Source organism: Waterburya agarophytonicola KI4 (genome assembly GCF_020640915.1).
Classification (GTDB): Bacteria; Cyanobacteriota; Cyanobacteriia; order Cyanobacteriales; family Xenococcaceae; genus Waterburya; species Waterburya agarophytonicola.
Map to the genome: position 1 here is coordinate 50,411 of NZ_JADWDC010000015.1, position 12,743 is coordinate 63,153.

8 protein-coding genes and 1 pseudogene are annotated in these 12,743 nt (G+C 40.4%); 2 read left to right on the plus strand and 7 right to left on the minus strand.

Annotated elements, in window-relative coordinates:
• Positions 1-8 precede the first annotated feature (8 nt).
• Both I4641_RS08455 and ppk1 read right to left on the minus strand, forming a co-directional pair.
• Positions 9-1,064, minus strand: coding sequence for a glycoside hydrolase family 10-like protein (locus I4641_RS08455; RefSeq protein ID WP_229640047.1), 1,056 nt, complete (start codon positions 1,062-1,064; stop codon positions 9-11).
• 99 nt (positions 1,065-1,163) lie between these two features.
• Positions 1,164-3,323 carry a polyphosphate kinase 1 gene (gene ppk1, locus I4641_RS08460; protein ID WP_229640048.1) on the minus strand — a complete coding sequence of 720 codons (2,160 nt, stop codon included), beginning with the start codon at positions 3,321-3,323 and terminating at the stop codon, positions 1,164-1,166.
• A 175-nt stretch (positions 3,324-3,498) separates the two neighbouring features.
• Between ppk1 and I4641_RS08465 the strand changes: the two genes are divergently transcribed.
• A complete protein-coding gene (locus tag I4641_RS08465; RefSeq protein WP_229640049.1) occupies positions 3,499-6,030 on the plus strand; it encodes a CHAT domain-containing protein in 2,532 nt (843 codons plus the stop codon).
• 80 nt (positions 6,031-6,110) lie between these two features.
• On the opposite strand, the gene bchD is transcribed toward I4641_RS08465, so the two are convergent.
• From bchD to I4641_RS08480, 3 genes are all read right to left on the minus strand, one after another.
• Positions 6,111-8,138, minus strand: coding sequence for a magnesium chelatase ATPase subunit D (gene bchD, locus I4641_RS08470; protein ID WP_229640050.1), 2,028 nt, complete (start codon positions 8,136-8,138; stop codon positions 6,111-6,113).
• A gap of 129 nt (positions 8,139-8,267) precedes the next feature.
• On the minus strand, positions 8,268-8,546 hold the full coding sequence (locus tag I4641_RS08475) for a DUF6679 family protein (protein WP_229640051.1): 279 nt from the start codon (positions 8,544-8,546) through the stop codon (positions 8,268-8,270).
• Between the two features lie 253 nt (positions 8,547-8,799).
• Positions 8,800-9,498, minus strand: coding sequence for a sugar transferase (locus I4641_RS08480; protein WP_229640052.1), 699 nt, complete (start codon positions 9,496-9,498; stop codon positions 8,800-8,802).
• 293 nt (positions 9,499-9,791) lie between these two features.
• Between I4641_RS08480 and I4641_RS08485 the strand changes: the two genes are divergently transcribed.
• Positions 9,792-10,610: a pentapeptide repeat-containing protein gene (locus tag I4641_RS08485; protein ID WP_229640053.1), complete on the plus strand. Its 819-nt coding sequence runs from the start codon at positions 9,792-9,794 to the stop codon at positions 10,608-10,610.
• 41 nt (positions 10,611-10,651) lie between these two features.
• Here I4641_RS08485 and I4641_RS08490 read toward each other — a convergent pair whose 3' ends face one another.
• Together I4641_RS08490 and I4641_RS08495 are read right to left on the minus strand one after the other, a co-directional pair.
• Positions 10,652-12,082 (minus strand): FAD-binding domain-containing protein, encoded by a 1,431-nt coding sequence (locus I4641_RS08490; RefSeq protein ID WP_369426750.1) that lies wholly within the window; start codon positions 12,080-12,082, stop codon positions 10,652-10,654.
• Between the two features lie 166 nt (positions 12,083-12,248).
• Positions 12,249-12,704 (minus strand): annotated as a pseudogene (locus I4641_RS08495) (RNA-guided endonuclease InsQ/TnpB family protein); the annotation flags it as partial.
• Between the last annotated feature and the right edge of the window lie 39 nt (positions 12,705-12,743).

Below are 12,743 nucleotides of genomic sequence, written 5' to 3' on the forward strand. Positions count from 1 at the left end.
ATTATTTTTTATTTGCCATTTGCCCATAAAACATCGGCTAAAGCGATCGCCAGTCGGTCATTGTTTTTCCGCAACCCTTCATAGTGAAAGAATACTTGTCCGCCAAAAGAGCGATCGCGATTGGTTTCGATACATTTAATTAGATCTTTTGGCGTAATATCTTTGCCATTAGCAGTGAAAGCAATCCCTGGGGCAAATTTAGAGAGAGAATGGCGATCAAAGGTTTTGATTATTTTTTTGACTTCTTGGTTATAGCTAAAGTGATTCGAGCGATATATCTGGGGGTGAATTATGTCTGCCAAACCTTTGGCGATCCATGCAGGAGAATCTTGCAATAGATATTGCAAACAAAAAGGATATACCCCAGGGGATAAGGACACAATAGCATCAGGCTTAATAGTTTTTACCTGTTGATATAATTCAGCCAAAAAGTCAGTTAAAAGATCGGCGCGCCATTGTATCCAATGTTTATCTTGAGGATTTTGAGGGGGATGTTTGCTAAAAGTATTTTTATATAGATCGACGGTATCGGGGTCATAACCCGCGCTGTTAGGTAATGCTGGAAGGCGATCGCATCCCTGAATACCATCTACATCATAATTAGTAACAATTTCAGCAACTAGATCTAACATAAACTGCTGTACTTGGGGATTGAAACCATTCATCCAGGTTAAACTACCGTATCTTACGCGATCGCCATTTCGATCTACAGCTTGCCAATGGGGATATTGTTTGAGGATATGCCCCCCATTCAAAAGATGAGAAGCAGCAAAACCATATTCTAACCAGGGAATAACTTTCATATCTCGTTGGTAGGCTGCGGTAATAATTTCCCCAAGAGGATCGCGCTGCTGTTGGGCATAAAATGGATCGATCGCGGGTAAGTAATATCGACTCATTACCCCAGAAGGATAAATAGTATAACCCCTCGTCCAAACTACGGGAAAAATATAATTAAACCCATAGGAATCCAAAAAAGCGATCGCCTCGGAAATATTATCCTGGGACTCTAAAACCTGACTATGGGGGCGATTCGCAATCCAAACTCCACGAATTTCTGACATCAAGTTTGCTTAGAAAAAAAAACAGCAGCTATTACAATTAAACCTAGCAAAAATAACGGCACTAGCAAATTAATCGGCTCAATCATTTATTTAGCAAAATTAACTATCAACAATCCCTGCTGATTGCAAAGCCATTTCCATAAAGGTTTGGTGAGTATTTCTGACTTCTTCATCTTTTCTGGGTTTTCGCTGCACAAATGTACCATCGGACTGCAATTCCCAAGCTTTACGATTGTCCGCTAACATTACCCCCAAAATCTCTTGTAAATCCCCAAATATTTCAGGAGAGTCAATGGGAGTAACTGCTTCCACGCGACGACTGAGGTTCCGAGTCATCCAGTCTGCACTACCAATATAAATTTCTTCATCACCATTATTGTGAAAATAGAAAATACGAGAGTGTTCCAGAAAACGACCGATGATACTAATAACGCGAATTTTATCGCTAAAGTCAGGAATGCCAGGACGCAAGCAACAGATGCCCCGCACAATCAAATCTATTTCCACTCCCGCTTGGGAAGCTAGATATATAGTTTGAATTACTTCTTGGTCTACTAGAGAGTTCATTTTAGCCACAATGCGACCAGTTTTACCCTGACGACAATGTTCTATTTCTCGTTTAATCATAGCGATAATGCGATCGCGCAAGCTTACAGGAGCAACCAGCAATTTGCGATAAGACTTTTGTTGGGAATAACCAGTCAAAAAATTGAATAAATCGGTTAAATCCGCACCCAATTCTGGATTACAGCTTAAAAGACCTAGATCGGTATATATTTTGGCAGTTTTCGGATTGTAGTTCCCCGTACCAATATGAACGTAGCGACGTATGCGTTCTTTTTCTTGGCGCACTACCAGAGTAATTTTAGTATGGGTTTTTAACCCCGTAACGCCATAAACTACGTGAACTCCTGACTTTTCCAGTTTCTTCGCCCAGAGAATATTATTCTCTTCATCAAAACGCGCCTTAAGCTCGACTAATACCACTACCTGCTTGCCATTTTGGGCTGCTGCAATCAAGGATTTAATAATAGGCGAGTCTCCTGAAGTACGATACAAAGTCATTTTGATCGCCAATACGTGAGGATCGGAGGCTGCTTCGCTGATAAAACGGAGTACGGTGCTGGTAAAAGAATGATAGGGATGATGGACTAACAAATCTCCATGACGAATTACGTTAAAAAAGCTTTCTCCTTCTCCACTACTGTCTCCATCATTTTCTTGCAGCCAGCTAAGACGAGGAGGCAGTACGGCATTCCAGGGTTTATCTTTGAGTTCGGCTAGGGGTAGTGCCATAAATGACATTAAATCTCCCAAGCTCAATAAACCATCAATATCGTAGACATCACTTTCCTCTAAAGTCATCTCACGAATAATAGTCGAACGAATTTCAGGCGAAACAGAGGCTTCAATTTCTAATCTCACCGAAGAACCCCCCATGCGTCGTTTTTGGAGTTCTTTTTCGATCGCTAGTAGTAGATCGTCTGCTTCGTCTTCTTCTACCGATAAGTCTGCGTTACGGGTGACTCGAAAGGCATAAGACTCTAAAATGCTCATCCCAGGAAATAGATATTCTAAATTGTGAGTCACAATTTGTTCTATAGGTACGCCAGTCCAAACTCCTGGCTTTTTTTGGTGAGTTTGTCTTAATTCTTCGGGTAGGGCGATAAAACGAGAAAGCACTTGAGGGATTTTAACTCGGGCGAATAGCTCGTTATCAATCTGAGGATCTTTTAAAACTACTGCTAAATTTAAACTAAGGTTAGAAATATAGGGAAATGGATGGGAAGGATCTACTGCTAAGGGCGTTAAAACAGGAAAAATATATTCTTCAAAAAACTCGTTAAGATAAGCTCTTTGTTCTTGATTCAAATCGACATAATTGAGGATATGAACTCCAGATTGATTTAATTCTTTTTTTAAAATCTTTTCAAAATGCTGATGTTGTTTTTTAATTATTGGTGTCAGCATGTTAGCGATCGCTTCTAACTGTTGTTTGGAAGTTCGACCATCTGCCGATAGTTTTGTTACCCCTGCTGCTACTTGTTTTTTGAGTGCAGCCACCCTAACCATAAAGAATTCATCTAAATTAGAACTAAATATTGCCATAAACTTGAGACGCTCTAGCAAGGGAGTTCTTTTATCTAATGCTTCTGCTAAAACCCTTCGGTTAAATTCTAACCAGCTTAATTCTCGATTGAAATAATATTGAGGGTCATTTAGGTCGATCGCATTATCAAGAGATTTGGTACTAGTCATTGCTTGGTTTGATATCTAGGGCGTTAATTTTAGTCTAATACGCCTGATGTGAATTAGCCTTTCAGACGTCTAAAAGTTAAAATAGTTTATCTCGTAAGTAAGACTACTGTTTCGCAATTTCACTCCTAGAGGCTAAGAAAGTATAGTTATTAGTCGGAGTGAAAAATAGTTCTTTATGAGATATTTAAAGGGTTTTAGCCTGGGATATTCTGTCTGTCGATCTTTATTATTGTGGTGTCTGTTGATTCCTGCCATAACGATCGCCATGGGAGTTAATCCAGAAGTAGTACAAGCTCAAACTGCTAGTAAACAGACAGCAGATCGGGACTATCAAGCAGCTAGAGAAACAATTGCTTCGGGTAGTTTGTTTGCAGCTAAACCTAAATTGCACAATGCTTTAAAGATATATCAAACTCTAGGAGATCGCACTGGACAGTATAATTGTCTGATCGAACTGGCTCGCATTGATTATAAAGAAGCCAATTACCAACAAGCACAAATCAAACAAAGACAAGCCTTACAAGTTGTCAATTACAGTACCAATGATGGTAAAGCCAAAACTTTGGCGGGTTTAATTGCTTTGGAGTTGGGAGATTATAACGAAGCACTAAGTAAGCTCAGGGTAGGAGTCCACGAACTACAAATAGCTGGATTGAGCGATCGCCTGGCAAGACAAGAATTGAATGAAGCGAAAATTGGTTTGGGAGAAGTCTTTACTCACCAAGGGCTATATAAACAAGCAGAAAACTATTTAGCCCAGACAGTCAATTCCCCCTATAGCGATTCTCATTTGCGACGACGCACCTTTAACGCCTTAGGCTCGATTCAACTAGAAATAGGACAATATGACGAGGCTCTTAAGACATTCGAGCAAGCTCATTCTGTTTCCAACACTATAGGCGATCGCGTGGGGAAAGCCAAAACCCTGGAAAATCTGGGTAGAGCCTATCAGCTTACGGGGGATAGAAATAAGGCTCTCAAGCAATATCAAGAGGCATTGGGACAATTGAGGAGTGCGGGGGCGTGGAGCAGACAGGTATACGTTTTGAATAATCTGGGTTTATTGGCTACCGAACTAGGCTTAAGTAACCGCGCTTTAGAATACCTGCAAAATGCCGAAGGTACGCTGTCTAATTCGGGGGGAGTGGGGCGAGTAATTACCTTGACTAATTTAGGTTATTACTACACTCAGAGAAAAAAATACGATTTAGCCAGAGATTATTTAGAACAAGCTTTAAGTTGGGCGAAAAGTAATGGAGATCGCCTAGGCGAAGCAAAAGCCCTCAGCGGTTTGGGGGCGATCGAGATGGAATTGGCAGACTATCAAGGTGCAAGTCAGACTTTAGAGTCTAGTATTAAAATCTTTGAATCTCTACGCCCTGGTTTGCGAGACGAACAAAAGATTTCCCTAGCAGAAAGTCAAAGACTGACTTACGACTTGTTGCAAGAGGCTTATATAGCCCAAAATAAACCGATGAAAGCTTTAACTATAGCCGAGCGCAGTCGAGCCAGAGCTTTTATTGAATTATTAGCACAAAGATCGTCTGGGAAATCTACTACAGAAATCGATCTGACTCCTCCCAACATCCAAGCAATCAAAGCCATCGCCAAAAATCGTCGAGCAACTATAGTTAACTATTCCATTATTCAAGATCGAAAGGGAGAGGAATCACAATTTTATATCTGGGTAGTTAATCCCCAAGGAAAAATTGATTTTCGCGCTCTAGATTTGACAGTTATTAAAGAGCAATTCAACACTTCTGTTGCTAGGGTATCTCGGGAATCTCGCAATGCTGCATCGGGGGGACGCGATCGCCAAAAGCCCAGACTGCAAGACTACGTGGTTTCATTCCGTGGCGAAAATAGCTCGGATACGACGGAGAATCATCGCAAGCTTAGTTTTCCTAGAGATGGCTACAAATTACTCATCGAACCAATCAAAGATCTATTACCCGAAGATCCCGAAGCATTAGTTGTTTTTATTCCCCAAGACTCATTATTTCTCGTTCCTTTTCCCGCCTTACAAAACGATCAGGGAAAATTCTTAATTGAGGAACACACTATGCAAATTGCTCCTTCGATCCAAACCTTGGCAATAAAACCCAGCAAATCGACTTTAGATTCTTCTCAAGCATTAATTGTGGGCAATCCCGCACCCATGCCCGAATCATTGGCAAATTTACCAGGAGCAGAAATCGAGGCAAAAGCAATCGCCGATATTTTAAATGCAGCTCCTATAATTGGTTCAGCAGCCACCGAAACCACTATCGTGGAGAAGATGCCACAAGCAGATCTAATTCATTTTGCCACCCACGGTTTATTCGATGAAAATCAAGGCTTACAAAGCTCCCTCGCACTTTCGACTAGCGATCATACAGAAGGCTTTTTAACCGCCGAAGAAATACTCGATCTCAATCTTGATGCAGAATTAGTTGTACTGAGTGCTTGTAATACTGGGCGGGGAAGAATTACAGGGGATGGGGTGGTTGGTTTGTCCCGTTCGTTTCTTTTAGCAGGGGCGCAAAGTACTATCGTTTCCCTGTGGTATGTCCCCGATCTCCCCACCTCCGCACTAATGACAGATTTTTATCGTCAATTAGCCAAAAACCCCAATCAACCCCAGGCTCTACGTCAGGCAATGTTAAATACCATTAAAGAATATCCTAAACCCTACCAATGGGCTGCATTTATGTTGGTTGGGCAATAAACAGGTTTATTATTTATTACAATTCATTACAAAAGTTAGAAATATTATAAAGCGATCGCTTGTAAGCATGAAACAGATACTTAAACAGAAATCGCCCCTCTCGCCATATCTGCGATCGCTTTATCGTTAGCTTTAGGTAAATGATAATAAGTACCCCCTGCTTGTTTGGCTAGCTCTTTAGCAAAACCAGTAGAGACAAAACGGCTTTCCGTATCGATCATTAGCAGTTTCATGCCTGTGGCCCGCACTTTTCCTGCAATATCGAGCAATTCCTCTTTAATATTGGGTTTTTCTGCTCCTTCTTCGGGCATTTCTCCTAAAGAACGAGATAGGGGAATATTACCTCTACCATCGGTAATGGCCACAATTACCACTTGTCCTATATCTCCAGACATTTGAGCGTTGATGCCCACATTTACCGCTTGAGTTAAGCCATGAGATAAGGGAGAACCTCCACCACAGGGTAAAGTTTCTAATCTACCTTTTGCCATGGTAATCGATCGCGTGGGAGGCAAGAGAACATCTGCTCGTTCGCCTCTAAAAGGAATCAAGGAAATTTGATCTCGATTTTCATAGGCTTCGGTTAATAATCGCATTACCGCACCTTTCGCCGACTGCATTCTATTTAATGCCATCGAACCAGAAGCATCTACCACAAAAATAATTAACGAACCTGCTTTGCGCGCCATCCGTTTAGAACGGATATCGCTTTGTTCGACAATTACATTACGCCCAGGGTTGCGTTCTCTACGTGCTTTTTGATAGGGTGCAGCATTTCGTAAAGTTGCATCTACTGCAATTCTTTTTACTTTCCCTTTGGGAATCATGGGCTTAATATATCTTCCCCTATCATCGGAGAAAATCAGACTGCGCGCCCCAGATTTGCCCTGACGTTGCATGGTTTGAGCAAAGGTTAATACTTCAGGATCTAATATTACCCCTTCAATATCAAAGATAAACTCGTCGGGAATAGCAGGAGGCTCTTGTTCTTGTTCTTCTTGTTCTTCTTGTTCTTCTTGTTCGTCTTCGTCTTGTTCTTGGTCTGAATCTGGTTCGTCTTGCTGCTGCTGTGGTGGTGGTGGGGGTGGTGGGGGTGCGTCTTCTGGAGGTGTTTCGATCGTCGTAGCGCGGGGAATAATTACAAGTTCTACTGCTTTGCGGAGATCCTCAGCAATTACGTTATCTCTACCATCTAAGGCTGCGCAGGCTTTGGCTACCCGAACCGCAAATAGTTCGGCGCGATGTCCTTCTACTGTTCCCCGAACAGCTTCTTGTACCAAATATAAAACCTGATCGTGACTTATTTTAACTTCCTTGAGCCATTCCCGCGCCAGAATGATATCTGTCCTCAGGCTGTCGATATCTCCTTCATAAGCATTGATAAACTCTTGGGGGGAGTTGGTAAAATCAATTACTTGATTTACTGCTTCTACCCGTTGTTCTAGAGATAATACTCCATCAGCGGAAAGAGCGATCGCAATACGGTCTAAAAGGTGTTCCCGCAATACCCCCTCTTCGGGGTTATAGGTAGCAATTAAAATTGGTTTGCAAGGATGCTGAAAACTAATACCTTCCCGTTCGATTACATTTCGTCCATCGGTTAAGACTGTCAGTAACTGGTTGGCAATTTGGTCGTCCAAAAGATTGATCTCATCAATATATAAAACCCCACGGTGGGCTTGCGCCAGTAATCCTGGTTGAAAGATCGGTTCGCCACGCTTAACCGACTCTTCTACATCTACCGAACCGAGTAATCTATCTTCTGTAACTCCCAATGGTATTTGCACAAAAGGCGCGGGAATAATTTGGGTGGGGATATTTTCCATGGGAATATCTCCATACCGAACAACAGTATCATCATCCCAATTTTGGGGCTTATTGGGGTCGCAATTGTAGAGAGAACCCTTGATAATTTCTATAGGTGGCAAAAGATTATAGACTGCCCTTGCCATTACTGATTTAGCCGTTCCTCGACGACCAGCGATCGCTACTCCGCCTAGTTCTGGATCGATGGCAGCTAAGAGTAAAGCCAGCTTAATTGTCTCCTGTCCGACAATAGCGGTTAGGGGGAAGTTGATATTTTTGGGTGCAGTAGTTACAGCAGACATGGCGATCGCTTTTTCTGATTCCTTTGTGGGTTATAAGACCTAGACCTTTTACTTTAATCTATTTGGGGGAGACTAGGAAAGCAGTCCAGTCTTAAATTCACCAAAGCGATCGCTTCTGAGGAAATAAACTTATTCTTCTAGTAAACGAGTAAATTTATCCCGCATATCCTGTAGCTTTTGCTCGCATTTAGGAACAGCAGCAACTCGAAGATCGATTTCCAAAATATTTTCTAGTCTAGTTGTTTTTTCCCATATTCTTGTCTCAACAGCAGACTCATGTTGATAGCGAAAAGACACTGTTTTTGAATCTACATCAAGAATTTCTACATTCTTAACCCAGCCATTACTACTTTGTATAAAAAGCCATATATCTGATTGACCAATGAGTTCTTTAAGTTTTCTTTCCATAAATCGATTAACTCTAGATTAAATTTATAGTCGAAAAATATTTCATCTACTATAGGACATATTTTTAAAGTTTGCATCTTTTATTTTTTTATATCTTGCAATAGATGACAAAAATAATAATGTTTGAATGACCTCAAGTTGAAAGATTATTTATTATTTTTCGCTCTTTTGGAAAAAACTATAATTACTTATTACTTATTACTCAAACAGTCCGAAAACTAATCTTTACTACTGTGAATTTCGCCAAACCCATCTAATATGCACCCCTACCCGCAACCACTACCAAAACAGTTTTAATTACGATCGTAAAATCTAACAATAAAGACCATCTATTGATATAAAAGCGATCGTATAGATGAAGTTGTTTTGAGCTAGAATCAGATCTACCGTATACTTGCCACATTCCCGTAATTCCTGGCAAGACTTGATAACGAGAAAATTTTTCTGGGGACAGTTTTGAAGAATCTCTTAAAGTAAGAGGACGAGGCCCTACTAAGCTCATTTCACCTTTAATTACATTAATTAATTGTGGTATCTCGTCAACACTATAACGACGTAAATATTTACCAACTTTAGTGATTCTGGGGTCATCTTTTATTTTGAATAAAACACCACCTTCCACTTCATTATTGCTTTCTAAATCGACTTGCATATTAGAAGCATTTTCCACCATAGTTCTTAACTTAAGTAAGTTAAACTCTTTACCTCCAAGCCCAATACGAGGTTGGCTAAAAAAAACCGAACCAGTCGAATCTAGTTTAATTGCTGCCATCACAACCAACATTGGTAATGCTAATACTATTAACATTGAGCTTGCTACTACAACATCAAAAATACGCTTGATGAGAAAGCTATAATTTTTAGCCGAACGAATATCTTGGACTGGAAATTTTAATTCTAAAACCTTTCTGCTGCTTGAATTTAACCTACTCTTTTTGGAACTGTGAAGCATCTTAATTAATTGATTTTAAATTTACAAAATAGTGTTTGCTCGTTAAACAGGGTTGCCAGCTTTAGATTTTGACGGCTAAATAAATATTAAAATTTATATGTTTACTAAAATAATTAACGTATATATGCTTAGTACATCTACTTAGTAGGTTAAATTACCATAATATCCATCTGTTTTCAATGAGCTTATTTACTAGTATTCTCAACACTATTGGTTCGCCCACCAGCACAATCAGTAGAAGTGTAGAAAATAACAGCAAACTGTTTTTTTAATCCCCCGCAGGAGAAATCTCGATGAAAATTGGCAATAAAAAATTACAACGTTCTTTTTATCGTATTTTGTTGGCTGTTGGGGGTACTTCTATGTTAATTGTTTTAATTCTGGCGATCGAAACTACATTTGGTGCAGAAAAAACCTGTCAACCAACAGAATCTTGGTTATTTTGCCAGATTAGAGAATCGGTTTTGTTAAATATTGTTGAAGGTTTTAGCATCTTAGTGGCAGTATGGCTGTTTTTCTTAGAAGCACCAGAAAGAGATAAGCAAGCCCACTATGAAGCCTGGAAAACCATTGATTCTGCTCATGGTTTGAGAAATAGTTATGCCAGGTTACAAGCTCTCCAAGATTTAAACGACGATCGCATACCCTTAAGAGGTTTCACAGCCCCTGAAGCAGATTTACGAGGAATCAACTTAGAAGGGGCAGATCTCAGCAATGCTTACCTGTCGGGGGCAGATCTCAGCAATGCCAATCTAAGTAATGCTAATCTAAGCCACGCTAATTTAGTAGAAACCAAGTTAACCAATGCTAATTTGAGTAATAGTCAGCTAACTGGGGCAAATTTGAGCTATACGGATTTAATTGAAGCCGATTTGCAGGATGTAGACTTTGTAGGCGCGAATATTTTAGGGACAAACTTTGTCCGCGCAAATTTAACTCGGGCTTATTTTGGCGATGTTGATTTTAATCAGTGCTTGTTAACGAATGCAAACCTACACAAAACCAAATTTTTTGGCGTAGAAAATTTAACCGCAGCACAAATAAAAGATGCCAAAAATTGGTCTGAAGGTATTTATGATGCCAAGATGTCGGCTAAATTAAATTACTCCTAAATTACTCCTAAGAAATAAATTATAAAAATTATAAACAACACTTAATTCTTCTGTTGTTTATAAAGCTCTTTAAACTTACGCTGCTGCACTTTGTGATCCACAATAGGCTGGGGATAATCGTAACTAGCCCTTTCTAATTCTGGTATTTTGCCTGTAACCAAATACTCCGTATCCATTGAGCTTATTTCGGGCAACCATTGACGAATATAATCCCCATCCTGGTCAAATTTAGCAGTTTGGGATGCGGGATTAAAAATACGTAAAGGTTTGGGATCCATACCGCTAGAAGCACTCCATTGCCAACCGCCGTTATTCGCTGATAAATCACCATCAAAGAGTTTTTGCATGAAGTATTTTTCCCCCCAACGCCAGTCAATAATTAAATCTTTGGTTAAAAAACTGGCAACAATCATGCGACAACGATTGTGCATCCATCCGCTTTCATTTAGCTGACGCATGGCTGCATCAACAATGGGATAACCTGTTTTTCCTTCGCACCAGGCTTGAAATTTGGTTTTGTCGTTTTCCCAAGGAAAGTCTTTGAATTCATCGCGATATGCCCCTTCAGCTAGTTCGGGAAAGAAAAATAAACAGTGTTGATAAAATTCGCGCCAAGCTAGTTCTTTTTGCCAAGTCACGACTCCATTTTTGGCTTCATCGCTGCGACAGTTTTCAGCAAGATCGACGGTGGCTTGCCAGACTGTACGAATGCCAATTACACCAAATTTTAGGGCGGCACTTAATTGTGATGTACCATCGACATAGGGGAAATTGCGTTCTTCGTCGTAACTATAAATAGTTCGGTCACAAAATTCTTCTAGTTTCTCTTTGGCAGAGGTTTCTCCAGGGGCAAGAAGCAAAGGATATTCCCATTCATAGCCTAACTCTTTTGCCGTAGGTAAAGCGATCGCACCTACTTGACTTGCCGTTTCTAGTTCGGTCTTATTTAACCCTGCTAGCTGTTTAATTTCTGGGGTGACACTTTGTTTATCTTGTCCAATCCAGCTACGCCAAAAAGGTGTATACACCTTATAGGGAGAGTCAGAAGATTTGGTCAGGATCTCCCCTGGAGCGTGTAATAATTGATCCCAAACAGTGCTAATTTCTATACCCTTTTCGTTTAAAGTTGCGGTAACATTGCGATCGCGATTTTTGCTATAGGGTTCGACGTCTCGATTCCAATATACTGCTTTGGCTTTTAGTGCTTGAGCTAGTTGAGGAATGGCCTTTTCGGGTTCGCCTTGAATAATAATTAATTGGCTGCCTAGGTTTTGATAACTTTCCTGTAACTCTTGCAGACAGCCAATCATGTAAGTAACTCTAGCTGGGGCAACATCATCGCGATCTAGGATGTTGGGATCTAAACAAAATAAGCCTACTACTTTAGTAGTTTGCTCTGTTGCGGCAGTTAATCCTAAATTATCTAAAATTCGTAGATCGCGACGATGCCAAAAAAGAATTAAATCGGACATTAGTAACTGGTTAAAATGGGGTAGAACAACTTTGCCGTTGTTCATTCTATCGCTTTTTTAGTTCATAATTACTGACTAAAAATTATTTTTAGCTACATTCTCAGCTGCATTTCATTGACGCTCCCCCGCATAAATGACGGGGGATTCCTCCTGCGAGCGGGATCTTCTAAGACCTTTCCCCTTCAGAGGCTTGGACGGTGCGCCCCACCGCCATATGCGAAGCTGTATCCTTTAGGGCAGCTTTTAATCCTCGTTGCTCGACTATTTGTGCTGCTGCTACATCTCGATCCGTTGTATACCCGCAGCTACCACAAAAATGCACTCTTTCGGATAGTAGTTTTTTTCCTGTTATGGTTTTGCATCTAGGACAAGTTTGACTTGTTAGATTTGAATCCACACCCTCAAAGTACACTCCTCGCTTATGACATACAAACTCAAGAATGTTTAAAAATTGCCCAAAACCTGCATCTAAGGTGTGTTTTCTTAACATTCCTCTAGACATAGCCTTGAGGTTTAAATCTTCAACAAATACCATCCCAGCTTCATCGCACAATTGGTTAGCCAGCTTGTAATGAAAATCTTTTCTGGTATTAGCTATTTGTTCATGCAGCCGAGATACTTTGGCAATGCTGCTCAAGATCTAACAATATAATATGATTTA